Annotated in this window: 25 protein-coding genes and 2 pseudogenes; 22 read left to right on the top strand and 5 right to left on the bottom strand. The window is 39.0% G+C overall.

Annotation, left to right across the window (positions count from 1 at the left end; genetic code table 11):
* Window position 1 precedes the first annotated feature (1 nt).
* A complete protein-coding gene (locus tag HT678_RS03920) occupies window positions 2–235 on the bottom strand; it encodes a DNA-dependent RNA polymerase subunit epsilon (protein WP_000639571.1) in 234 nt (77 codons plus the stop codon).
* Window positions 236–736: 501 nt separating this feature from the next.
* Here HT678_RS03920 and HT678_RS11915 point away from each other — a divergent pair.
* Both HT678_RS11915 and HT678_RS03935 read left to right on the top strand, forming a co-directional pair.
* Window positions 737–830: pseudogene (locus tag HT678_RS11915) on the top strand (phospholipase); the annotation flags it as partial.
* A 374-nt stretch (window positions 831–1,204) separates the two neighbouring features.
* On the top strand, window positions 1,205–1,420 hold the full coding sequence (locus tag HT678_RS03935; protein WP_023935522.1) for a hypothetical protein: 216 nt from the start codon (window positions 1,205–1,207) through the stop codon (window positions 1,418–1,420).
* A gap of 321 nt (window positions 1,421–1,741) precedes the next feature.
* On the opposite strand, the gene cibB is transcribed toward HT678_RS03935, so the two are convergent.
* Together cibB and cibA are read right to left on the bottom strand one after the other, a co-directional pair.
* Window positions 1,742–1,894, bottom strand: a complete 153-nt coding sequence (gene cibB / locus HT678_RS03940; protein WP_000974046.1) for a fratricide two-peptide bacteriocin subunit CibB — start codon at window positions 1,892–1,894, stop codon at window positions 1,742–1,744.
* 1 nt (window position 1,895) lies between these two features.
* On the bottom strand, window positions 1,896–2,081 hold the full coding sequence (gene cibA / locus HT678_RS03945) for a fratricide two-peptide bacteriocin subunit CibA (protein ID WP_000180841.1): 186 nt from the start codon (window positions 2,079–2,081) through the stop codon (window positions 1,896–1,898).
* Between the two features lie 177 nt (window positions 2,082–2,258).
* On the opposite strand from cibA, the gene tsaB reads away from it, so the two are divergent.
* From tsaB to HT678_RS03985, 8 genes are all read left to right on the top strand, one after another.
* On the top strand, window positions 2,259–2,942 hold the full coding sequence (gene tsaB, locus HT678_RS03950) for a tRNA (adenosine(37)-N6)-threonylcarbamoyltransferase complex dimerization subunit type 1 TsaB (protein WP_138699715.1): 684 nt from the start codon (window positions 2,259–2,261) through the stop codon (window positions 2,940–2,942).
* A complete protein-coding gene (gene rimI, locus HT678_RS03955) occupies window positions 2,939–3,376 on the top strand; it encodes a ribosomal protein S18-alanine N-acetyltransferase (protein ID WP_172924606.1) in 438 nt (145 codons plus the stop codon). The genes tsaB and rimI overlap by 4 nt, the downstream gene beginning before the upstream one ends.
* Window positions 3,366–4,376 (top strand): tRNA (adenosine(37)-N6)-threonylcarbamoyltransferase complex transferase subunit TsaD, encoded by a 1,011-nt coding sequence (gene tsaD / locus HT678_RS03960; protein WP_172924607.1) that lies wholly within the window; start codon window positions 3,366–3,368, stop codon window positions 4,374–4,376. Before rimI ends, tsaD begins: the two co-directional genes overlap by 11 nt.
* Before the next feature lie 104 nt (window positions 4,377–4,480).
* Window positions 4,481–5,344, top strand: a complete 864-nt coding sequence (locus HT678_RS03965) for an XRE/MutR family transcriptional regulator (protein ID WP_138705655.1) — start codon at window positions 4,481–4,483, stop codon at window positions 5,342–5,344.
* Between the two features lie 496 nt (window positions 5,345–5,840).
* Window positions 5,841–7,766: a protein kinase family protein gene (locus HT678_RS03970; protein WP_172924608.1), complete on the top strand. Its 1,926-nt coding sequence runs from the start codon at window positions 5,841–5,843 to the stop codon at window positions 7,764–7,766.
* A complete protein-coding gene (locus tag HT678_RS03975; protein WP_172924609.1) occupies window positions 7,766–8,992 on the top strand; it encodes an MFS transporter in 1,227 nt (408 codons plus the stop codon). The genes HT678_RS03970 and HT678_RS03975 overlap by 1 nt, the downstream gene beginning before the upstream one ends.
* Before the next feature lie 158 nt (window positions 8,993–9,150).
* On the top strand, window positions 9,151–9,846 hold the full coding sequence (locus tag HT678_RS03980; protein WP_172924610.1) for an AzlC family ABC transporter permease: 696 nt from the start codon (window positions 9,151–9,153) through the stop codon (window positions 9,844–9,846).
* Entirely contained in the window at window positions 9,836–10,159 is a 324-nt protein-coding gene (locus tag HT678_RS03985) for an AzlD domain-containing protein (protein WP_079252813.1), read from the top strand. The genes HT678_RS03980 and HT678_RS03985 overlap by 11 nt, the downstream gene beginning before the upstream one ends.
* An 18-nt stretch (window positions 10,160–10,177) precedes the next feature.
* Here HT678_RS03985 and HT678_RS03990 read toward each other — a convergent pair whose 3' ends face one another.
* Complete coding sequence (locus HT678_RS03990; RefSeq protein ID WP_166736624.1) at window positions 10,178–10,321, bottom strand: hypothetical protein; 144 nt, start codon at window positions 10,319–10,321, stop codon at window positions 10,178–10,180.
* Window positions 10,322–10,415: 94 nt separating this feature from the next.
* Between HT678_RS03990 and HT678_RS03995 the strand changes: the two genes are divergently transcribed.
* From HT678_RS03995 to HT678_RS11715, 9 genes and pseudogenes are all read left to right on the top strand, one after another.
* On the top strand, window positions 10,416–11,246 hold the full coding sequence (locus tag HT678_RS03995; RefSeq protein ID WP_000724930.1) for an amino acid ABC transporter substrate-binding protein: 831 nt from the start codon (window positions 10,416–10,418) through the stop codon (window positions 11,244–11,246).
* 153 nt (window positions 11,247–11,399) lie between these two features.
* Entirely contained in the window at window positions 11,400–12,254 is an 855-nt protein-coding gene (locus tag HT678_RS04000) for a MetQ/NlpA family ABC transporter substrate-binding protein (RefSeq protein ID WP_000694496.1), read from the top strand.
* 99 nt (window positions 12,255–12,353) lie between these two features.
* Entirely contained in the window at window positions 12,354–13,727 is a 1,374-nt protein-coding gene (locus HT678_RS04005) for a M20/M25/M40 family metallo-hydrolase (RefSeq protein WP_050223309.1), read from the top strand.
* Window positions 13,720–14,781 carry a methionine ABC transporter ATP-binding protein gene (locus HT678_RS04010; RefSeq protein WP_000085651.1) on the top strand — a complete coding sequence of 354 codons (1,062 nt, stop codon included), beginning with the start codon at window positions 13,720–13,722 and terminating at the stop codon, window positions 14,779–14,781. Before HT678_RS04005 ends, HT678_RS04010 begins: the two co-directional genes overlap by 8 nt.
* 1 nt (window position 14,782) lies before the next feature.
* Window positions 14,783–15,475 (top strand): methionine ABC transporter permease, encoded by a 693-nt coding sequence (locus tag HT678_RS04015; protein WP_000444653.1) that lies wholly within the window; start codon window positions 14,783–14,785, stop codon window positions 15,473–15,475.
* Window positions 15,476–15,605: 130 nt separating this feature from the next.
* Entirely contained in the window at window positions 15,606–16,475 is an 870-nt protein-coding gene (locus HT678_RS04020) for an Rgg/GadR/MutR family transcriptional regulator (RefSeq protein WP_050223307.1), read from the top strand.
* A gap of 184 nt (window positions 16,476–16,659) precedes the next feature.
* Window positions 16,660–17,904, top strand: coding sequence for a hypothetical protein (locus HT678_RS04025; RefSeq protein ID WP_025170636.1), 1,245 nt, complete (start codon window positions 16,660–16,662; stop codon window positions 17,902–17,904).
* Window positions 17,905–17,926: 22 nt separating this feature from the next.
* Window positions 17,927–18,145, top strand: a pseudogene (locus HT678_RS04030) (hypothetical protein); the annotation flags it as partial.
* A complete protein-coding gene (locus tag HT678_RS11715; RefSeq protein ID WP_257379697.1) occupies window positions 18,123–18,248 on the top strand; it encodes a hypothetical protein in 126 nt (41 codons plus the stop codon). The pseudogene HT678_RS04030 and the gene HT678_RS11715, both read left to right, overlap by 23 nt.
* Window positions 18,249–18,340: 92 nt before the next feature.
* Here the strand turns inward: HT678_RS11715 and HT678_RS04035 are convergent, their stop codons facing one another.
* The gene (locus tag HT678_RS04035) at window positions 18,341–18,910 is read right to left on the bottom strand and encodes an MptD family putative ECF transporter S component (protein WP_000415698.1); all 570 of its coding nucleotides are present in this window, start codon (window positions 18,908–18,910) and stop codon (window positions 18,341–18,343) included.
* Window positions 18,911–19,044: 134 nt separating this feature from the next.
* Here HT678_RS04035 and HT678_RS04040 point away from each other — a divergent pair, with 134 nt between their 5' ends.
* From HT678_RS04040 to HT678_RS04050, 3 genes are read left to right on the top strand one after another with little or no spacing between them, the layout of a single operon-like run.
* Complete coding sequence (locus tag HT678_RS04040) at window positions 19,045–19,659, top strand: DUF624 domain-containing protein (RefSeq protein WP_023935553.1); 615 nt, start codon at window positions 19,045–19,047, stop codon at window positions 19,657–19,659.
* On the top strand, window positions 19,637–21,307 hold the full coding sequence (locus HT678_RS04045) for a sensor histidine kinase (RefSeq protein WP_078374262.1): 1,671 nt from the start codon (window positions 19,637–19,639) through the stop codon (window positions 21,305–21,307). Before HT678_RS04040 ends, HT678_RS04045 begins: the two co-directional genes overlap by 23 nt.
* A gap of 11 nt (window positions 21,308–21,318) precedes the next feature.
* Window positions 21,319–22,605 (top strand): response regulator transcription factor, encoded by a 1,287-nt coding sequence (locus HT678_RS04050; RefSeq protein WP_050207614.1) that lies wholly within the window; start codon window positions 21,319–21,321, stop codon window positions 22,603–22,605.
* Window positions 22,606–22,617 lie beyond the last annotated feature (12 nt).

A 22,617-nucleotide genomic window follows, 5' to 3' on the forward strand; every position in this document is an offset into this window, starting at 1 on the left:
ATTAGAACTCCGTGATTTCGAAGGCGCCAGTTTCTTTTTCGTAATCTAGCAATTTGTCAGACAAGAGTTCGATATACTCGATATTGTACTCTGGGCGATTTTCTTCGACAAGTTGGCGAGCAGCGATACGGCCCTCAAGTTCTGAGTTGGCATCGATGTCTAGGTAAAGTGCGCGTGTTGTTTCACGGCGTGGGCTACGTTCTTTTGTTTCTTGATAAAAAACTTTGTAAATCATATAGTTCCTTTCTATTTACAGGTCAGCTTATTCCAAACTTTTAGCAGAGATTTGCTTGATTTCATTCCATTTTGTGTCTAGATTGACCTTGATTCGTTACAATTATTTCAATTATACCACAAAATGAAAAATTAGTAAAAGACGGAAACGAGAAAGTCATGGGACGATTTGCTGAGTAAACGCTTGCAATATCAAAAAGTATATGCTATAATAATAGAAAGAAATAGTCTAAGCTGGAAAGGAAATAATTCGGAAACTATATTGTTTAGTGCTATTGATATTATGTTTAACTTTATAGATACTTCTGAATTGGATAAAGTTACCGAATTGAATGAACATAGTTTCCCTGTAGTTAGATTAGATAAAGCAGAGGAGCTCGGTTTAGACAATGAAGCTTTGGAGGTAGGGCGTGTTTTAAACGAAATCGTAACGGATATAGAGACTAACGGAGAGTCAACTGATTTGGCTAGAATGGATCGCTCTCTTTTTCCTATAGGCTCTTATGGTAATTATTGTGGTTATGGGAAATAATGGATATTCTATTCCAGCTATTGATGATTTAGATATGGCTTGTTTCTATCATGATAAGTGTTTTAAGGGATTTTTAGCAGATAATAGAAGTTGCAATGCCGCATTCCTAATAAGATTATCTCCTATTGTAGCAAATAATGCTTGGAATACAACTAAAGGAGCATATGCAAGAGCAGCTGTGGCTCTATTTTCTAGATTCGTATAAGACTAAGTTTTTGTAAAATATGAGTTGTTACGTAAAAGTGTTGATATGAATATTGGTGTCTATGAACAGAATCTTATTTTATAAGTTTTAACTTATCTTTTAAGGTTTCTGTTTATAGGCGCTTGTAGATGTGTTTATGTCTTTAAAAAATATATTTGCGATATTAAAAATGGATACTTATGCAATATTTCACTTTACTTATTAAGATAATTTTAAACTAAGGAGGTTGCCCTATGTATAACTTATTTGCTTTTGCTATCGGAGCTCGCTTGGTAGCTTTTATTGTTTTTGTTGCTTGCGTTTATGGAGGGAATCTTCTATTTGCCAAACTGGAACGACGACAAACCAAGTTCTTGTGGAAAATTACCTTTGTGACTCTCTACTCGCTTTTTCTCCTCCTTGTAACCTATGTCGTTTGGTTTGTATTTTACTTTGGATTAAATGCTTAGATGCCCCGCTTATGCTGGGGCTTTTTGTTTGGTGGCAAAAGATAGTAAATTTATGACACGAAAATTCCACCCCATCTATCAAGATGAGGTGGTCTTTGCATTTTTCTAAAATGACATGACAATCGAATTTTCAGAGCTTATTATTTTTATGGGAGTCATTGTTCTGCTCAAAAATAGAGTTGAAGCATAAAAATAAAACAATACAAACAGATAGATCAATTGGTAAAGGGATAGTAGTCATGTTTAAATCATTGAGAATGCTGAGCAAACTGTAAGAGATGAAGACAATAACATTTATCCTTCTAAAAATGTGTTTCTTATCTAGCATGACTTACCAAACTTTTTACGAAGGTCTTTTCCAATGGTATAACCTGCCATAAATAAAGCGATACCAACACCTACACCAAAGCCACCCTTTATTTCTTGCAATTCCTTAGTAGAAATTTCACAATAGTTGTTCAAATCTTTCATCATATTAATCTCCTCCTAAAAAATAACCAGCTGCCAAACCAGAACCTATAAGTGCTGTTCCACCTGCAATAGCTTTCCAAGATACTGCTACTCCAAAGATAACCAAGGGAGCGAGACCGCCATCAATATCTGATAATTCATTTTCAGATAAGGATAAAAATTGATTGTCAAGAACGTCAAAATTTGTCATTGAACTTTCCTCCTTTTTTCTTGTTCACTTTTATATTCGTAAAAGAAAAGGAAAAGTGAACATTTTTTTAAATTATTTTTAGTTAAGTGAGGGCATTTTTGTTTGGGGATAAAGAAAATTCCCATGTGCCAGCTTTTGTAGTATAATAGTAAGCAGACAAAAAGATAGGAATGTGTTATGAAAGTATTAGCTTTTGATACGTCTAGCAAGGCTCTTTCTCTGGCTATTTTAGAGGACAAGCAGGTTCTTGCCGAGACGACGATTAATATCAAGAAAAATCACAGCATTACCCTTATGCCTGCCATCGATTTTTTGATGGCAAGTTTGGATTGGACACCCAAGGATTTAGACCGAATCGTGGTGGCGGAAGGACCAGGTAGCTATACAGGCTTGCGAATTGCGGTAGCAACTGCCAAGACCTTAGCTCATACCCTGAACATCGAGTTGGTTGGTATGTCGAGTCTCTTGGCTCTGGTGCCCTACCAACAAGAAGGTTTGTTTGTCCCCTTGATGGATGCGCGTCGCAATAATGTTTATGCAGGATTTTATGAAAATGCCAAACCTGTCATGCCAGAAGCGCACTTACCCTTTGAGCGAGTGATTGAGTTAATCAAGGGCGCTAGTCAGGTAACCTTTGTCGGAGAAGTTGGCACCTTTGTGGAGCAGATTCAAGAACACTTGCCAAGGACTAATTTCAAAGAAACCCTGCCTAATGCAGCCAATCTTGCTCTTTTGGCCTGGGACAAGGAAGCAGACTCCTTACACGACTTTGTGCCTAACTACCTCAAGCGTGTCGAGGCTGAGGAAAACTGGCTCAAGAACCATACCGAGTCTGGCGAGTCTTACATTAAACGCCTATGATAGAAATCAAACGAATCCAACAGCAGCCTGATCTAGCTAAAGCCATCTACGCTGTTATGATAGCTGTTTACCCAGTCAGTCCTTGGACGCTGGAACAAATCCAAGCTGACCTATTCCAAGACCAGACTTGGTATGCTCTGGCCTATGATGGGGCAGAAGTGATTGGATTTCTAGCTGTGCAGGAAAATATCTTTGAGGCAGAAGTCTTGCAAATCGCTGTTAAAGGAGACTATCAGGGTCAGGGGATTGCGTCAGCCTTGTTTGCTCAATTGCCGACAGACAAGGAGATTTTCCTCGAAGTCAGAAAGTCAAATCACCGAGCGCAAGCATTTTACAAGAAAGAAAAGATGGCAGTCATCGCTGAGCGAAAGGCCTACTACCATGACCCATTCGAGGACGCCATCATCATGAAGAGAGAAATAGATGAAGGATAGATATATTTTAGCATTTGAGACATCCTGTGATGAGACCAGTGTCGCCGTATTGAAAAATGACGATGAGCTCTTGTCCAATGTCATTGCTAGTCAAATTGAGAGTCACAAACGTTTTGGGGGCGTAGTGCCTGAAGTAGCTAGTCGTCACCATGTCGAGGTCATTACAGCCTGTATCGAGGAGGCACTAGCAGAAGCAAGGATTACCGAAGAGGACGTGACAGCTGTTGCGGTTACCTATGGACCAGGCTTAGTTGGAGCCTTACTAGTCGGTTTGTCAGCTGCTAAGGCCTTTGCTTGGGCTCATGGACTTCCGCTGATTCCTGTTAACCATATGGCTGGTCACCTCATGGCCGCTCAGAGTGTGGAGCCTTTGGAGTTTCCCTTGCTAGCCCTCTTGGTCAGCGGTGGACACACAGAGTTAGTTTATGTTTCTGAGGCCGGTGATTACAAGATTGTTGGGGAAACGCGAGATGACGCGGTTGGGGAGGCCTATGATAAGGTCGGCCGTGTCATGGGCTTGACCTATCCTGCAGGTCGTGAGATTGACGAACTTGCTCATAAAGGTCAGGATATTTATGATTTCCCACGTGCTATGATTAAGGAGGATAATCTGGAGTTTTCATTCTCAGGTTTGAAATCTGCCTTTATCAATCTTCACCACAATGCTGAGCAAAAGGGAGAAAGTCTGTCTACAGAGGATTTGTGTGCTTCCTTCCAAGCAGCTGTACTGGATATTCTCATGGCTAAAACCAAGAAGGCTTTGGAGAAATACCCTGTTAAAACCCTTGTCGTGGCAGGTGGCGTGGCAGCCAATAAAGGTCTCAGAGAACGCCTAGCAACTGAAATCACAGATGTCAATGTCATCATTCCACCTCTGCGTCTCTGCGGAGACAATGCAGGTATGATTGCCTATGCCAGTGTTAGCGAGTGGAACAAAGAAAACTTTGCAAACTTGGACCTCAATGCCAAACCAAGCCTCGCTTTTGATACCATAGAATAAAGAGTCAGCTTAAGGCTGGCTCTTTTATTTTTTCTAACTATCAGAATATTTTGACAAATGAACACAAATAATGATATAATATGCAAAAGCTAGGAGGTGGTAGGATGATTGAAAAAATGGAATTGGGGGAATTTTACAAGGAACTGCGCCTGGCTAGAAAGCTCAAGCAGTCAGATGTGGCTTGTGCTGGACTAACAGCCTCTCAGTTGTCCAAGTTTGAACTAGGGCAGTCTATGCTATCTGCGGACAAGCTGATCCTAGCCATCCAAGGAATCAATATGAATTTTGATGAGTTTGGTCATAAGCTCAATAACTATCAAGAATCTCCACATATGCAGATTGGTAGGAGGGTTGTGGATCGCTTTGCCCACCAAGATATAGCTGGCTTAGAGCAACTGTTGGAGGAAGTCGAGCAAGGACAGATGGCAGAGACCTATCGTTGTTTGAATGCCATTGTGATTAAAAATGCTATTCATTCCTTAGATAAAAATTATCCCCTAGCAGAGGAGGATAGCGAGTTTTTGACCACTTATCTCTATGCTATTGAGTCTTGGACCTGGTTTGAACTCTACCTTTTTTGCAATACTATGCCCTTCTTGAGTAACCAAGATTTGATATTTTTATCAACTTCTTTACTTGAGAAATCCAAAGAATTTAAAGAGTTAGTACACAATCGATTGTATATGAAGCAAGGACTCTTAAATATCTTATCAGAGTTCATGGAGCGAAAACTTTTCTCCTACATCCCAATCTTTGAAGCCGAGTTGGAGAGTATGCTGCGTCCATACGATGTTTTTGAAAAAGTATTGTGGCAGTTTTTAAAGAAAATGCAGATTTTTCTTCAAACCAAAGGAAGCAATCAAAAAGAGATTGAACACTTTATCCAATCTCTGCAAGTATTAGAAAATCCACAATTGATAGCCCTTTTTGAATTGCGCTTGCAGCAATACAAAGAACTTATCGATTAGTTAGAAATGGCAAAATGATAATAATATCAGCAACGATTGTCAATAATGTTAAAATTTGTTTCTTCATAGTTGCTCCACTCCTTAATTAGTAATAACTTTATTATACCAGGGAAATAATCAAATCTACCAAAATCGCAAATCTGAAATTTCTATAAGCAAAAATGTCAAATATGCGATTTTTTAAAATAAGCCAATTTTCGTGTTATACTGTCCTTGTAAAGCACTTGAAGCAAATCCTAGGTCGCAGAAGTGGTTTATAAGTAAAAATAATTGGAGGAGAAGCATATGACAGCATTTGTACATGAATTAACACGCGAATCAGAAAGATTCAATCAGTCTGAAAGAGTGACAATTACTTTCTTTTGTACAGTATTGTAAAAGATACTCAATTATTAAGTTTATTTTTATACTTATAAAGGTTTTGGAATTTTAATGTAGAAAATGCCAACTGAGGTAATTGCTAAAGAACAAGTCATCATAACAACAGGAGAAAAGAATGTATAAATATAAAATTGTAGACGAAGAAAGTTTGCCTATTTATGGTTATAAAATTCATATATCAGCAACGCTTGGTAATTATAAGGAAATGTACAATCTTCTTTCTCCTTTGTTAGATGATAGAAAGATATCTTATAAGTATATATATCGGGAAGAAGATGTGGCCTATAATTTCTCTGTTAGAGAATCGCCTGCTAATTCGGGGAAATACTTTACGATTTATCCTGAAAATGACCATGCTTTTCGCAATATATTAGAACTTCTTTACCAAACTATTCCTAAAAATATGGAGGGAATTTATATTCTAAGCGATCGTGCCTATAAAGATTCCAATACAATTTTTTACAGATATGGTTTCTTTAGAGAAGAATTGGAGTATTTAGAAAAAGGTATTCCGACTTTACTAGGGCCAAATGGAGAAAAGTGGCAAGACTACCAAAAACCATATTTTAACTTACCAGAATGGATTCAAGATATTCAAGAGAATACATTTATAAAAGATTCATACTTAGCAAGAAATTATAGACTAAAAACTGTACTATCACAGTCAAATGGAGGAAATGTCTATCAAGTAGACTCAGTGATAGGAGGGAAAAAATATATTTTAAAGGAGTGTCGACCTCATATTATTTCTTTTGGACGAGTAGAGAATCAAACTCTTAGAAAAAATGAATATGAAATTTCAAAAAAATTACTAGACCGTGTTCCAACTATACACGAAACGGTTACAGAGTGGATTAACCAATATTATATTTATGAGTTTATAGATGGTAGTGATTTATTAAAATCTACAAAACCATACTCTATTGTTAGTTATCAGAAGTCTAATAAGGAGTTAAACGCTAAGAAATTTAAAAGTTTTTTATTAATTACTAAGGAATTGTTAGAATTGGTTGAATATTTTCATAGTCGAAATATTATTTTAAATGATATACATCCCGGAAATTTTATAAAATCAGAGAATAAACTTTACTTTGTAGATTTAGAAAATAGTTATGAGTATGATGATAAACCAGCTATTGGTTTGTATAGTGTAATCAGCTTAAAAGAATGGAACTCTATAGATGGCAAAGTATCTGATTGCCATAAAGTTGGGAATTTACTATTATTTTTGTTGGCTAGATTGCATGTGAAATCAGTGGACGATTTATCACAATCATATCATATTTTAAATTCTTTATTGGCTGAATTTGGTTTAAAAACAAATTTTACAAGTATTATAGAAAAACTATTTTCTAAGGATGCAACAGTATCTGATATCCTTAAAGATTTAAATGAAATTTATGTTTATCAAATTGAATCCCTGCATGGTTTAGATGAGGTTCTAACTGGTCAACCAGAAAGATCTTTTACTATTACTGAGATTATTAATAAAGAACTAGTCAATTTTCAACGATATGAGAATGCTAAAAATAATCAGCTATTAGTGCAACATCTGATGCATAGAGAAAAAAATTTAGGACTAGATGGATTGTCTGGCTTACTTATTTTGATGAAAATATATGACTTTGATTGCGATATTATTGATTATGGAATTAATATCATTATTGAAAAATTAATTGTGACAGATAATGGTAGGATGGTTCCGATAGAATCAAATTTAGTTTCACCTTATCTAAATAATGGGACAGCAGGATTTATTCGTGCTTTGATTTTTATAGATTTTGAAAAGTATACAGATCTAATCAAAGAATTATCTGAAGGATTAATTACAGAATTTGCTCAATATTCAGATTTTTGGAATGGTATGCTAGGGATAGCTGATACATTGTTAGAACTGTATTGTTATTTTAGAGTAAGAAAATATAAAGAAGTTGCATTGTCTTTGTTAAATACAGTAGAGTGCTATGTGAAGTATTCTAAAGCAGATAAGCAAGAGTACCTTTATGTGTTATCTAAGTACATGGATATGAAGGAGTTGTAATGAAAGTATTTCTTCAAAATAGAGATTTTAGGCAATTAACTATCAACCAGTGGATTTCAACTCTTGGGGATACGATTTTTTATCTGGCCTTCCTGAATTATGTGGCAGATGCCTCTTTTGCCCCTCTGGCGATTTTACTCATCACTATTTCAGAAACCCTGCCCCAAGTTCTACAAATCTTTCTGGGAGTTTTAGCGGATTTTCAACATCATCGTGTCTTGAAATACACAGTCATTAGTTTTGCAAAATTTTTGCTTTACTCTATAGTGTCCTTGTCCCTTTCAGGGCAGTCCTTTTCCTTAGTACTAGTAGCCTTTATTTGTCTGATTAACCTCTTGTCTGACACATTGAGTTATTTTTCAGGCGCCATGCTCACTCCGATTTTCATTAGAATTATTGGGCAAGACCATCTGGCAGAAGCTATTGGCTTTAAACAGTCAACTGTTAGTTTAGTGAAAACAATCAGTAATATCCTAGGAGGAGTCTTACTAGGTATTCTATCTATCCAGTTTATTTCCTTACTGAACGCTCTTACATTTTTAATCGCATTTTTAGGTATCCTATTCATAAAAAATGATCTCTTGAAAGTAGAAAAAACGATTAGCTATCAAGAAGGACTCTCTGTAAAATCCTTTTGCCAGCATTTGCTCCAATCATCGAAATTGATATGGAATATGAATAAGGTGCTCTTGGTTTTATTTATTATTTCTATTAGTCAAGCAGTGATAAATGTTACAGTTCCTGTTTCTACTCTGTTTTTGAGAAATCAACCCTTTTTGAATTTACAAACAGGTCAATCTCTTGCCTTGCTATCCACACTAGAATTATCAGCCCTGATTGTCGGAAGCCTTGTAAGTGGCTATCTGAAAAATACGATTTCTATAAAAACAGCTCTCTATGCCTCACTTGTCATCCAGTTGCTTCTTCTAGTAGGATTTGCCACAGTTCGTTTTGACTGGATTCTCATCTTTAGTACCTTGGATGCCTTTTTCGCAGGTATTCTCTCTCCTCGATTACAGGAACTCGTCTTTAAACAAATACCTGAGGAGTCAATGGGAGCAGTTCAATCTTCTATCGGTGCCATTACGGTTGTTTTACCTAGCTTATTTACAATAGCTTTGGTAACCATTGCTACTAGCTTTGGAACTCTGGCAGTTAGCTTTGTTTTATTGCTATTTCTTCTAGTTGCCTTTTTCATGCTTCTGAATATTCGTGAAAGTATTTAGCGGAGAATTTCTATAATATATATTTGAGACTGGATTGCCAGTCTTTTTATGATGGTCAAAATCAACAGACTTTTTTCTCTTTCCTGAATGTGTTATAATAGTCCATGCTGTGGCTGGAGTCTTTTCAGCCCACCTATTAAGACAATATGAGGAGAAAGATGAAAGAAAAAGGATTTTGGGAGGGATCGCAGGCAGCTATGCCAACGACCCTTGGTTATGTCAGTATCGGACTGGCCTGTGGGATTATCGGTGCGCCCTATGTGACACCTGTAGAGATGGGCTTGATGAGCCTCTTTGTTTATGCTGGGAGTGCCCAGTTTGCCATGCTGGCCCTGATTGCGGTTCAAGCACCTGTGGCAGCTATTGCTATGACGGTTTTTTTGATTAATTTGCGTCTCTTTTTGTTGAGTTTGCATGCGTCAACCTATTTCCGTCATACTAGTCTCTGGCACAATATCGGTATGTCTAGTATCTTGACGGATGAGACTTATGGTGTTTTGATGGGCGAATTGGCCCATACAGACAAGGTCAATCCTATGTGGATGCACGGAAACAATCTCAACAGTTATGTGGCTTGGTTTGTGGGGACAGTAGTCGGAACGGCTCTGGGGGGTCTGTTACCAAATCCAGAGATCTTTGGTTTAGATTTTGCCCTGGTTGGGATGTTCATCGGCATTTTTGCTTCGCAATTCCAGATTATACAAAGACGGATTCCTGTCCGCAATCTGCTGATTATCCTAGCGGTTGTTGCGGTATCCTTCTTTTTACTCTTGACAGTGGTGTCTCAGTCACTAGCTGTTCTCTTTGCGACGCTACTTGGTTGTACAATGGGGGTGATTTTAGATGGTCAGTAAGTATCTTTTATTAGCAGTTATTTTCTCTGGCTTGGTGACCTGGATTCCCCGTATGATTCCTTTCATCTTGGTCAAGTATAAGGGCTTGCCTGCGATTGTTGAGCATTTTTTGAAGTTCTTGCCCGTTTCTATTATCTTTGCTTTGATTCTTTCAAGCGTAGTGACAGGTAATGTTGGGAGTCTTCCTCAAATCAAATGGCTGGACTTCTTAGCAGTCTTTCCGACGGCTTGGGTGGCCTTTCGTTACCGCAATCTAGTCGGTACGGTTCTCTTTGGAGTGGTCTTAATTGCCGTCTTGCGTTTGGTCTTTTAATACTCTTCGAAAATCTCTTCAAACCACGTCAGCTTTGCCTTTCCGTAGGTATATGTAACTGACTTCGTCAGTCTTATCTCCAACCTCAAAACAGTGTTTTGAGCAACCTGTGGCTAGCTTTCTAGTTTGCTCTTTGATTTTCATTGAGTATAAATCAGCCATAAAGAAAACTTATCACAGAGATAGATATCATATAATGGCGTAAATGGTCTTTTTCTGTTAAGATTATAAGGTATTCTATTTTGGAGGAAATGACATGAAAAAAATCGTTAAATACTCATCTCTTGCGGCCCTTGCTCTTGTTGCTGCAGGTGTGTTAGCAGCTTGCTCAGGTGGTGCTAAGAAAGAAGGAGAAGCAGCTAGCAAGAAAGAAATCATCGTTGCAACCAATGGATCACCAAAGCCATTTATCTATGAAGAAAATGGCGAATTGACTGGTTACGAGATTGAAGTCGTTCGCGCTATCTTTAAAGATTCTGACAAATATGATGTCAAGTTTGAAAAGACAGAATGGTCAGGTGTCTTTGCAGGTCTTGACGCTGACCGTTACAATATGGCTGTCAACAATCTTAGCTACACTAAAGAACGTGCGGAGAAATACCTTTATGCCGCACCAATTGCCCAAAACCCTAATGTCCTTGTAGTGAAGAAAGATGACTCTAGTATCAAGTCTCTCGCTGATATCGGTGGAAAATCGACGGAAGTCGTTCAAGCCACTACATCAGCTAAGCAGTTAGAAGCATACAACGCTGAACACCCGGATAACCCAACTATCCTTAACTATACTAAGGCAGACTTCCAACAAATCATGGTACGTTTGAGCGATGGCCAATTTGACTATAAGATTTTTGATAAAATCGGTGTTGAAACAGTGATCAAGAACCAAGGTTTGGATAACTTGAAAGTCATTGAACTTCCAAGTGACCAACAACCGTACGTTTACCCACTTCTTGCTCAAGGTCAAGATGAGTTGAAATCATTTGTAGACAAACGCATCAAAGAACTCTACAAAGACGGAACGCTTGAAAAATTGTCTAAACAATTCTTCGGAGACACTTACCTACCAGCAGAGGCTGATATTAAATAATTTCTTGAAATCATCCATTCTGAATAAGATGGGTGATTTCTCAGTTCTTAGATATATAGTTTTAAACTATATATCTGACTATCTAATAACAATTTGTGAAATAAAACAAAGTATGAGATACTAGTACGGTATTATTTTTAAGGAGAAAGAATCATGAAAATCAAAAAATGGCTTGGCCTAGCAGCCCTTGCTACAGTCGCAGGTTTGGCTCTTGCAGCTTGCGGAAACTCAGAAAAGAAAGCAGACAATGCAACAACTATCAAAATCGCAACTGTCAACCGTAGCGGTTCTGAAGAAGCTCGTTGGGATAAAGTTCAAGAATTGGTTAAGAAAGACGGAATCACTTTGGAATTTACAGAGTTCACAGACTACTCACAACCAAACAAGGCAACTGCTGATGGCGAAGTAGACTTGAACGCTTTCCAACACTATAACTTCTTGAACAACTGGAACAAAGAAAACGGGAAAGACCTTGTAGCGATTGCTGATACTTACATCTCTCCAATCCGCCTTTACTCAGGTTTGAATGGAAGTGACAACAAGTACACTAAAGTAGAAGACATCCCAGCAAACGGAGAAATCGCTGTACCGAACGATGCTACAAACGAAAGCCGTGCGCTTTACTTGCTTCAATCAGCTGGCTTGATTAAATTGGACGTTTCAGGAACTGCTCTTGCAACAGTTGCTAACATCAAAGAAAATCCAAAGAACTTGAAAATCACTGAATTGGATGCTAGCCAAACAGCTCGTTCATTGTCATCAGTTGACGCTGCTGTTGTAAACAATACCTTCGTTACAGAAGCAAAATTGGACTACAAGAAAGCACTTTTCAAAGAACAAGCTGATGAAAATTCAAAACAATGGTACAACATCATCGTTGCGAAAAAAGATTGGGAAACATCACCAAAAGCTGATGCTATCAAGAAAGTGATCGCAGCTTACCATACAGATGAAGTGAAAAAAGTTATCGAAGAAACATCAGACGGTTTGGATCAACCAGTTTGGTAATAAGAAACAGGGAGGTGGGAGAGAGAATTCCACCTCTTGCTTTTGTATAGAGCATGGATTGTAAAGAAGACTATAGTTTCATAGAAAGGTAGAGAGAATATGGTTTTTCCTAGTGAACAAGAACAGATTGAAAAATTTGAAAAGGATCATGTAGCCCAGCATTATTTTGAGGTTTTGCGTACCTTGATTTCTAAGAAGTCGGTCTTTGCCCAGCAGGTTGGACTTAAGGAAGTCGCAAACTATCTGGGTGAGATTTTCAAGCGTGTGGGGGCTGAAGTGGAGATTGATGAGACTTACACGGCGCCTTTTGTCATGGCGCATTTCAAGAGTTCACGTCCAGATGCCAAGACCCTGATTTTCTATAACCACTATGACACTGTGCCAGCGGACGGAGATCAGGTCTGGACAGAGGATCCCTTTACGCTTTCGGTGCGCAATGGTTTCATGTATGGACGTGGGGTTGATGACGACAAGGGTCATATCACAGCTCGTTTGAGTGCTTTGAGAAAATACATGCAGCACCACGATGACCTGCCTGTCAATATCAGTTTTATCATGGAGGGAGCGGAGGAATCGGCTTCGACAGACCTGGATAAGTATTTGGAAAAGCATGCGGATAAACTCCGTGGGGCGGATTTGTTGGTCTGGGAACAAGGAACCAAAAATGCCTTGGAACAGCTGGAAATTTCTGGTGGAAATAAGGGGATTGTGACCTTTGATGCCAAGGTGAAAAGTGCTGATGTGGATATCCACTCGAGTTATGGTGGGGTTGTGGAATCAGCTCCTTGGTATCTCCTCCAAGCCTTACAGTCTCTTCGTGCTGCGGATGGCCGTATCTTGGTTGAAGGTTTGTACGAAGAAGTACAAGAGCCAAATGAACGAGAAATGTCCTTGGTGGACACTTACGCTCAACGCAATCCAGGGGAAATCAGCCAGATTTATGGTTTGGAATTGCCTCTCTTACAAGAGGAGCGTGCAGCCTTTCTAAAACGTTTCTTTTTTGAACCAGCTCTTAATATCGAAGGGATTCAGTCAGGTTATCAAGGGCAAGGGGTTAAGACTATTTTGCCAGCAGAAGCTAGCGCTAAGTTAGAAGTTCGTTTGGTTCCTGGTCTAGAACCGCATGATGTTCTGGAAAAAATTCGGAAACAGCTAGACAAAAATGGCTTTGATAAGGTAGAATTATACTATACCTTGGGAGAGATGAGCTATCGAAGCGATATGAGCGCACCAGCCATTCTCAATGTGATCGAGTTGGCCAAGAAATTCTATCCACAGGGCGTTTCAGTCTTGCCGACGACAGCGGGGACAGGACCTATGCATACGGTCTTTGATGCCCTAGAGGTGCCAATGGTGGCCTTCGGTCTAGGAAATGCCAACAGCCGAGACCACGGTGGAGATGAGAACGTGCGAATCGCCGATTACTACACCCATATTGAATTAGTAGAGGAGCTGATTAGAAGCTATGAGTAGAGATATTATCAAGTTAGATCAGATCGATGTGACTTTTCACCAAAAGAAGAGAACCATCACAGCGGTCAAGGATGTGACCATTCACATCCAAGAAGGGGATATTTACGGAATTGTTGGATATTCTGGAGCAGGGAAATCAACCCTTGTACGGGTGATTAATCTCTTGCAAAAGCCATCTGCAGGGAAAATTACCATTGACGATGATGTGATTTTTGATGGCAAGGTGGCCTTGACGGCAGAGCAGTTACGTCGTAAACGTCAAGATATCGGGATGATTTTCCAGCATTTTAACCTGATGAGCCAGAAGACTGCAGAGGAGAATGTAGCCTTTGCCCTTAAACACTCTGGACTCAGCAAGGAAGAAAAGAAGGCTAAAGTAGCTAAGTTGTTGGACTTGGTTGGCTTGGCGGATCGTGCTGAAAACTACCCTTCACAACTATCTGGAGGGCAAAAACAGCGTGTAGCCATTGCGCGTGCCTTGGCAAATGATCCAAAAATCTTGATTTCAGACGAGTCAACTTCTGCCCTTGACCCTAAGACAACCAAGCAGATTTTGGCCTTGTTGCAAGATTTGAACCAAAAATTAGGCTTGACTGTTGTCTTGATTACGCATGAAATGCAGATTGTCAAAGATATTGCCAACCGTGTGGCGGTTATGCAGGACGGGCATTTGATTGAAGAGGGTAGTGTGCTTGAAATCTTCTCAGACCCTAAACAACCTTTGACTCAAGACTTTATCTCAACAGCCACAGGTATTGACGAAGCCATGGTCAAAATCGAGAAGCAAGAAATCGTGGAACACTTGTCTGAAAACAGCATTTTGGTGCAGCTCAAGTACGCAGGGGCTTCAACAGACGAGCCACTTTTGAATGAGTTGTACAAGCATTACCAAGTAACGGCTAATATTCTCTATGGGAATATCGAAATTCTCGATGGTACTCCTGTTGGAGAATTGGTTGTAGTCTTGTCAGGTGAAAAAGCAGCGTTGGCAGGTGCCCAAGAAGCCATTCGTCAAGCAGGTGTACAACTAAAAGTATTGAAGGGAGGACAGTAAGATGGAATCATTGATTCAAACCTATTTACCAAATGTCTATAAGATGGGCTGGGCTGGTCAAGCAGGCTGGGGAACAGCCATCTACCTAACCCTTTATATGACAGTTCTTTCCTTTATCATCGGAGGGCTCTTGGGACTGGTGGCAGGTCTTTTCCTTGTCTTGACAGCGCCAGGTGGTGTCTTGGAAAATAAGGTCGTCTTCTGGATTTTAGATAAGATTACCTCTATTTTCCGTGCGGTTCCTTTCATCATTCTCTTGGCAGTCTTGTCACCCTTCTCTCATCTAATCGTAGGAACAAGCATTGGTCCAAATGCAGCTATCGTACCCCTATCTTTTGCGGTCTTTGCCTTCTTTGCCCGTCAAGTGCAGGTTGTCTTGGCTGAATTGGATGGTGGTGTCATTGAGGCGGCTCAAGCGAGCGGAGCGACTTTCTGGGACATCGTGGGTGTTTACCTATCAGAAGGTCTTCCAGATTTGATCCGTGTGACGACTGTGACCTTGATTTCCCTTGTTGGGGAAACAGCTATGGCGGGTGCGGTTGGAGCTGGTGGTATCGGTAACGTAGCCATCGCTTATGGATTTAATCGCTACAATCACGATGTGACCATCTTGGCAACCATCATTATCATCTTGATTATCTTTACAATCCAATTCTTGGGAGACTTCTTGACCAAGAAATTGAGCCATAAATAAAAAAGGGCTAGGCAATCTGTACATCATTCATAGGAGTTGTCGTTATCGTCAAGACTTGAAATTTTCTGTACTGGTTGCTATCAATCATCACTTTTATGAGTTAGAGAGTTAAGCATTGTGGGGAGTCAATATGCAAAATCTGGGAGAAGTTTTTAAAGAATTGAGAAAGAGTCGGAATGTATCTCTACAGGAGGCGACGGGAGGAGAGTTTACTTATTCCATGCTGAGCAAATTTGAGCGTGGAGAAGCAGACTTATCATCTATGAAATTGATTACTGCCTTAGATAACATCCATTCTGATTTGAATGAATTTATGTACTTGGTACGTGGTTTTTCTCAGAAAAAGGCTTTGGCTTTTCAAGAAAATCTCTGGGAACTATATGATAGAGAAGGGATTGATTCTCTCCACGCCTTGTATGAAGAGACGATTCAAAAGTATAGATCAAGTGGTGAAAAAAGCTATCTTTTACAAATGATTCGTATCAAAAGCCTTCTTGTGTTTTTTGATTCAGAAATAAGGGCAACGGATGAAGAACTGACTTTTCTCTATGACTATTTTTTTACTATTGATATCTGGGGAAATTATGAATTGGAACTATTTTCAACGATTTCTACTTTGTTTCCTCTGCCCCTCTATTTTAAATATTCTAGGGAGATGTTGCAAAAGACGGATTTATTAGGCTCTTTACCTAGTAACAAAGTCGGTATTGATACCATTTTAATTAATGGACTTTTTAAAGCGATAGAGGAAAAGGATAAATTAAAAGCAGACTATTTTGTTTTTCAGATTGAAAAACGAGATCTACCAGAATCTCAAGCTTATCTTAAAATCATTTATATGATTGCTAAAGGGTATTATGATACGATTTTTAAAGTAGAAAATAAGGGTCTTGAAAAAATCCAGAGGGGCATTACAATCTTACAAGATTTAGAGTATATAGATGGTGCAAGATACTATGAAAACTATTTTGCAAATCAGCTTTCAAATAAAGATTTGTAATATATTCTCGTTACATCGACTGATGAAAAATAAATAGCCTTGTAGATGGAGTGATAATTAGTAGTTTCTAGGCGCTAGAGTTTCTATTTTCAGAAAAAATATATTACAAAAAAGTGGGGAGCCCCGCTTTTTTTGTTAGACTGGATTCAATAGAATACTCTTTGAAATGTGAGAAAGACCTGTTATGAAACTATTCTTAAGACATCATTTATTTAGAATACTTACCTTATCGAGGTTTTTAAGCTCAAGTGGAGCTTATATTTATAATCTGGTATTTATTGTTTATGCTGCGAGTCTACCCTTTAAAAATATAGCTGTATTTATGGCGAATATGATTACGATTTTACCTTTCCTATTTACTTTTTATGCTGGGATTAAGGCTGATCATACTCGGAATAAAGCAGGGACAATTATTTGGGTTGGTTGTGTGCAAAGTCTACTATTTCTTTTGATTGCTAGTGTGATTCATGATCAGAACTTCGTGACGTTTGCTTTTATCTGTATGGTTAATATCTGTTCAGATATTTTATCGGATTATACAGCAGGCCTTCGTATGCCGATTATCCAGCATAATATTTCAGAAGATAAGCTCTATGAAGCTTATTCCTTTACTCAGTTTGTTTCCTATTTATCAAATCTAGGAGGTCAAGCCTTAGGAGTGTGGTTACTCACAACAAGCCACCAAGATTTTTCTTTTGTTGCAATTGTGAATGCTGGCTTCTTTTTACTATCTTCTCTTATTTTGTTCAAAAATAGAAGAGAATTGACGCATTTGTCTGTAACAGTAGAGAATGAACCTATTAGTTTACTTCAACAAGTTAAGGCAATCTATGCGGACATGGATGATATCTTTAGACAGAGAGAAAGTAAATCATTGTTTAAAATTATTCTTGTCATTTTGGTAATGAATACTTTGGGAGGAGCTGTTGGAGGTATTTATCACTTTTACTTATTAGACCATACTATCTATCATTTCAGCTATGCTCAAGCCTTATTTTTAATTGAATGTGTTAGCTTGGGAGGAGCTATTCTTGGTAGCCTAACTCCCCATGATTATTTTGGGAAATGGTCTTTTTCAAGCTTGTTATCGCTCAATGCAATTCTGTTTGTATTGCTTGCTACTGCTAATATTTTAGATTTTTCTCCTCTAGTAGGTGTTGTTTGCTTAGCCTTTGTCATGTATTTGATGTCGAAATCAATGCCTAAATTAGATACTCTGTTACTGTCTAATTTGAGTGCGGATGTATTAGCTAGAAGTAATAATCTCTTGAGTATGATTTTTTCCCTAACATTACCCTTGGGGATGTCTGTATTTTCCTTCTTAGCTTTGCAAGATATCAGGCTTTGTTGGTGGGTATTTTTGGTAGTGAGTGTGATAGGGTTGATTTTATCACTAGAAAAAAGAAGTTTTTCAGGTAAAAAAGTTTAACCTAGGCAAATCAGGCTTACTAGAAGGTCTTCCAGATTTGATTCGTGTGACGACTGTAACCTTGATTTCCCTTGTTGGTGAAACAGCTATGGCTGGTGCGGTTGGAGCTGGCGGTATTGGTAACGTAGTCATCGCTTATGGATTTAACCGCTACAATCACGATAAAACTATCTTGGCAACCATCATTATCATTTTGATTATCTTTAAATTCATACTCAATGAAAATCAAAGAGCAAAGTAGGAAACTAGCCGCAGGTTGCTCAAAACACTGTTTTGAGGTTGGAGATAAGACTGACGAAGTCAGTTACATATACCTACGGCAAGGCGACGTTGACGTGGTTTGAAGAGATTTTCGAAGAGTATCAATTCTTGGGAGACTTCTTGACCAAGTCTTGAGCCATAAATAAAAAAGAGCCGCCTGGCTCTTTTTAACTAATCAGATTTTCTGTGCAAATTTTTTACTCAAGGCTTGTCCAATCAAGGCACCCACTAGGGCTCCGATGACAATACTTGCGATAAATAGAAGGACAGTTCCAGGGTTTGGCGCAACCATGATACGGTCGATATATTCTTGCGATTTTCCTCTTGCTAGAAGGGTTGCCATATAGGCTTGGGGTGCAATCCACATGAGTAAGATTGGTCCTGCTGTGCTAAAGGCAAAGAGTATGAAAGAAAGGAAATTCTTAGTTTGGTTCTTGTATTTTCCGAGGTTAGCTACTCCATCTGCTAGCAGCCCACAGATAATTCCAGGAAGGAAGGCACCGGCACCGTGTTTAGTTCCCAAGAAAAAGAGAGCAATAACAAGACCGATAGTGGTAACGGCTCCAAAGCGCGGAACTTTTGCGACTAGAATCATATAGACGCTACCGCCGACAAGGGCAGTAAAAGCAGGCGCATAAAACATGTTTCCAGTTTGGTCAAGGAGATTGCCCAAAAGAACACCAATCCCCATGCAGAGGAAGTAAAGAACTGCAAAAAGCAGTGTAGTTAAGATAGATTTTTCCATGAATTGTCTCCTGATCATTTTTTCACAATTCTCATTTTACCATGGTTTGATGGGATTGTAAATGGATACTAGAAGTTTTTGAAAACGCTTGAAATATGATATAATAGTTTCATAGTTATTTTTAGGAGGATATCATGGGGAGATTTTTAGACTTTGTCTTTAATCGTTTCTTTTTAGGGATGATTGCGACAGCCTTCTTTTGGCTATTAACCTTGGTGGGAGGGATTATCCTTGGTCTAGCGCCTGCTAGTGCCACCTTGATGAGCCTATATGCAGAACATGGTTATAGCTTTCGGGAATACAGTTTGAAGGAGGCCTGGTCTCTTTATAAGCAAAATTTTGTCTCAAGCAACCTGATTTTCTATAGCTTTCTAGGAGTGGATCTAGTTTTGGTTTATGGCCTGTATCTCTTGGTACAATTGCCTCATCAGACCATTGTTCATTTGATTGCGACCTTTTTAAATGTTCTAGTAGTTGCCCTGATCTTTTTGGCTTATACAGTATCTTTGAAATTACAAGTTTATTTTGATTTGTCCTATCGAAATAGCCTCAAACTATCCTTGATTGGCATCTTTATGAGCCTAGCAGCTGTGGTCAAGGTTCTCCTTGGGACCGTGCTACTTGTAGCAATTGGTTACTATATGCCTGCTCTGCTTTTCTTTGTAGGAATTGGGATGTGGCATTTCTTTATCAGTGATATGTTGGAACCGGTCTATGAAAGTATCCATGAAAAATTGGCGACAAAGTAGGATGAAGCAGTTTTGGCTACATACGCTTCTGCGAACCTACAGTTCAGTGATGATTATTATTATTGCGAGTTTTGCAATCTTACTCTCTTACGCTGACTGGGATTCACGGGAAAAGGAAGCCCAGAGAGTAGCCCAGCGTGTAACTGCTAGAACAGTGAGTGAAATTGAATATTACCATAGAGAATCAACCCAGATAGCTCAGGCTTTAGTTGAAAATCAAGCTCGTATTGAGGGAATCTATAAATACTTTAGCCTTAGCATGCCAGACTATTTTTACTGGCAATTAGAGCGGAAAGCTTCGCCTTATGTATCAGTCTCTCTGCATGAAAATGTTGATGACCTCTATGTTCGAAATGATTTTGTAACTGGAGTGGCCATTGCTTTTCAAGATTACAAGGAAGTCTATGTTTCTACTAAAGACAAACGTAGTGGAGAAAAAATCAGGGCTGAGGATTTCAAACCAGCAGGAAATAGTTTTGCCATTCCGGTGTCAGATCCAGTGTCAGATCAAGACTTAGGAGTGATTTACATCTCCTTGGATCCTGCTGTTTTATACCATGCCATTGATAATACTAGAGGTCATACTCCGATGGCAGTAACAGTGACCTCACCTTTTGATACGGAGATTTTTCATATTGGTGAAACAGTTGATAAGGAGAGTGAAAATTGGCTAGTTGGCTTAACCTCTCATGGATATCAGGTTCAGGTGGCAGTTCCCAAAAACTTTGTTTTACAAGGAACAGTGACTAGCTCTGCTTTGATTGTGGGCTTGAGCCTTCTCTTTATTATCATTCTTTATCTGACTTTGAGGCAGACTTTTGCTAATTACCAAAAGCAGGTAGTGGATTTAGTAGAATCCATTCAAGTCATTGCTCAAGGCGAAGAGGGGCGTCGGATTGACATTTCCGAAAAAGATCAGGAATTACTCCTAATCGCGGAGACGACCAATGATATGTTGGATCGCTTGGAAAAGAATATCCATGATATTTACCAGTTAGAGCTTAGTCAAAAAGATGCCAATATGCGAGCCTTGCAGGCGCAAATCAATCCTCATTTTATGTATAATACGCTGGAGTTCTTGCGCATGTATGCAGTTATGCAGAGTCAAGATGAGTTGGCAGATATCATTTATGAATTCAGTAGTCTCTTGCGTAACAATATTTCCGACGAAAGAGAGACCCTCCTCAAACAGGAATTAGAATTTTGCCGTAAATATAGCTACCTCTGCATGGTTCGCTATCCCAAGTCCATTGCCTATGGTTTCAAGATAGATCCAGAGTTAGAGAATATGAAAATTCCTAAGTTTACCTTGCAACCGCTGGTAGAAAATTATTTCGCGCATGGTGTTGACCATAGACGGACAGATAATGTGATTAGCATCAAGGCTCTTAAACAGGATGGTTTTGTGGAAATTTTAGTGGTAGATAATGGTCGTGGGATGTCTGCTGAAAAGCTGGCAAATATTCGAGAAAAATTAAGTCAGAGACATTTTGAACACCAAGACAGCTACAGTGATCAAAGGCAGTCTATCGGGATTGTCAATGTCCATGAGCGTTTTGTGCTCTATTTTGGGGAACGATATGCTATTAGTGTAGAGTCTGCAGAGCAAGCAGGTGTTCAGTATCGTATTACAATTCAAGATGAGTAGAAAGGGAGAAAATGTATAAAGTATTATTAGTAGATGATGAGTACATGGTGACAGAAGGTCTGAAACGTTTGATTCCCTTTGATAATTGGGATATGGAGGTCGTCGCAACAGCCAGTCATGCCGATGAAGCCCTAGAATATGTTCAGGAAAATCCCATCGATGTCATCATTTCAGATGTCAATATGCCCGACAAAACAGGGCTTGATATGATTCGGGAGATGAAAGAAATCTTACCAGATGCTGCCTATATCTTGCTCTCAGGTTATCAGGAGTTTGATTATGTAAAAAGAGCCATGAACCTTAGTGTAGTGGACTATTTGGTCAAGCCTGTTGATAAGGTAGAGTTAGGAAATCTGCTGGAGAAGATTGCAGGTCAGCTTGGAGAGAGAAGAAAGAAAAGTCAGACCCTCAGTCAAGATTTAGATGAGGCTGGATTTGTCAGTTATTTAGGAGGTAAGGAGAATTGGTGGATAGGTCTATCCAAGGAAAAGCAAGGTTCCTTCACCATTCCCTACTATGTATTGGGTCAAGACTGGCAGATTTTCATTTCTGACCAACCCCTAGATGGTTTAGTCGTTACTCCCTTTGAAGCTCCCTATCAAGAACACTTTGAAGGCTGGAAGCTGAATGCTGAGAAAGCCCTCTTTTACGGCTCTGTAAATCTACAACAGTCTCAGAGTCTCTTTGCCTATTACGAACCGATTTATAGGGTTATCATTCAGGGGAATCTCAATCAAATCGTGGAAGAGTTAAACCTCTTGGAGAAAGTGGTTCTTGAAAATACACCGCGTGTTCCGATTACCAAACAGCTTTTTATCCAGTTTGTCATGGATGTCTTTCACTTGTTTGAACATCTCAAAGCTGATGATATGACGGACATTGTCAAAACCATTCATGCTATTCAAGCCTTCGATGAATTGGTTTCTTATATCAAGGAAACTCTGACCAGCTTTTTCGGTCAATACCGTATGAATGAAAATGTGGTCAGTGTGCTGGAAGTCATTGGTCGTGATTACCAAAAAGAGCTTTCCCTCAAGGATATCAGTAAGGCTCTCTTTATCAATCCTGTCTATCTAGGGCAGTTGATTAAGCGAGAAACCGATTCGACCTTTGCAGAGTTACTAAACAAACAACGTATTAAGGCTGCCCAGCAGCTCTTGCTTTCAACCAGTGACAGTATCGAAGATATTTGTTATGCTGTTGGTTACAGTAACCTTGGATATTTCTATAAAGTGTTCCGAAAATTGTGCGGAAAATCGCCAAAAGCTTACCGAAAACAGGTAGAAACGATACTATAAGATTTGTATTCC

This window comes from Streptococcus sp. 3167 (assembly GCF_013277175.1).
Lineage (GTDB): Bacteria > Bacillota > Bacilli > Lactobacillales > Streptococcaceae > Streptococcus > Streptococcus pseudopneumoniae.

Bases quoted from the DNA above. Each gene is read 5' to 3' on its own strand.
- HT678_RS11715 (WP_257379697.1), top strand. From the start codon at position 18,123: ATGAAAATCAAAGAGCAAAGTAGGAAACTAGCCGCAGGTTGCTCAAAA.
- HT678_RS03995 (WP_000724930.1), top strand. From the start codon at position 10,416: ATGAAAAAAATCGTTAAATACTCATCTCTTGCGGCCCTTGCTCTTGTT.
- HT678_RS03990 (WP_166736624.1), bottom strand. From the start codon at position 10,321: ATGGCTGATTTATACTCAATGAAAATCAAAGAGCAAACTAGAAAGCTA.
- HT678_RS04005 (WP_050223309.1), top strand. From the start codon at position 12,354: ATGGTTTTTCCTAGTGAACAAGAACAGATTGAAAAATTTGAAAAGGAT.
- HT678_RS03965 (WP_138705655.1), top strand. From the start codon at position 4,481: ATGATTGAAAAAATGGAATTGGGGGAATTTTACAAGGAACTGCGCCTG.
- HT678_RS04000 (WP_000694496.1), top strand. From the start codon at position 11,400: ATGAAAATCAAAAAATGGCTTGGCCTAGCAGCCCTTGCTACAGTCGCA.
- HT678_RS04015 (WP_000444653.1), top strand. From the start codon at position 14,783: ATGGAATCATTGATTCAAACCTATTTACCAAATGTCTATAAGATGGGC.
- cibA (WP_000180841.1), bottom strand. From the start codon at position 2,081: ATGACAAATTTTGACGTTCTTGACAATCAATTTTTATCCTTATCTGAA.
- HT678_RS04035 (WP_000415698.1), bottom strand. From the start codon at position 18,910: ATGGAAAAATCTATCTTAACTACACTGCTTTTTGCAGTTCTTTACTTC.
- HT678_RS03935 (WP_023935522.1), top strand. From the start codon at position 1,205: ATGTATAACTTATTTGCTTTTGCTATCGGAGCTCGCTTGGTAGCTTTT.
- HT678_RS04020 (WP_050223307.1), top strand. From the start codon at position 15,606: ATGCAAAATCTGGGAGAAGTTTTTAAAGAATTGAGAAAGAGTCGGAAT.
- HT678_RS04045 (WP_078374262.1), top strand. From the start codon at position 19,637: ATGAAAAATTGGCGACAAAGTAGGATGAAGCAGTTTTGGCTACATACG.
- rimI (WP_172924606.1), top strand. From the start codon at position 2,939: ATGATAGAAATCAAACGAATCCAACAGCAGCCTGATCTAGCTAAAGCC.
- HT678_RS04025 (WP_025170636.1), top strand. From the start codon at position 16,660: ATGAAACTATTCTTAAGACATCATTTATTTAGAATACTTACCTTATCG.
- HT678_RS03980 (WP_172924610.1), top strand. From the start codon at position 9,151: ATGAAAGAAAAAGGATTTTGGGAGGGATCGCAGGCAGCTATGCCAACG.
- HT678_RS04040 (WP_023935553.1), top strand. From the start codon at position 19,045: ATGGGGAGATTTTTAGACTTTGTCTTTAATCGTTTCTTTTTAGGGATG.
- tsaB (WP_138699715.1), top strand. From the start codon at position 2,259: ATGAAAGTATTAGCTTTTGATACGTCTAGCAAGGCTCTTTCTCTGGCT.
- HT678_RS04050 (WP_050207614.1), top strand. From the start codon at position 21,319: ATGTATAAAGTATTATTAGTAGATGATGAGTACATGGTGACAGAAGGT.
- HT678_RS03920 (WP_000639571.1), bottom strand. From the start codon at position 235: ATGATTTACAAAGTTTTTTATCAAGAAACAAAAGAACGTAGCCCACGC.
- HT678_RS04010 (WP_000085651.1), top strand. From the start codon at position 13,720: ATGAGTAGAGATATTATCAAGTTAGATCAGATCGATGTGACTTTTCAC.
- HT678_RS03985 (WP_079252813.1), top strand. From the start codon at position 9,836: ATGGTCAGTAAGTATCTTTTATTAGCAGTTATTTTCTCTGGCTTGGTG.
- HT678_RS03970 (WP_172924608.1), top strand. From the start codon at position 5,841: ATGTATAAATATAAAATTGTAGACGAAGAAAGTTTGCCTATTTATGGT.
- tsaD (WP_172924607.1), top strand. From the start codon at position 3,366: ATGAAGGATAGATATATTTTAGCATTTGAGACATCCTGTGATGAGACC.
- HT678_RS03975 (WP_172924609.1), top strand. From the start codon at position 7,766: ATGAAAGTATTTCTTCAAAATAGAGATTTTAGGCAATTAACTATCAAC.
- cibB (WP_000974046.1), bottom strand. From the start codon at position 1,894: ATGATGAAAGATTTGAACAACTATTGTGAAATTTCTACTAAGGAATTG.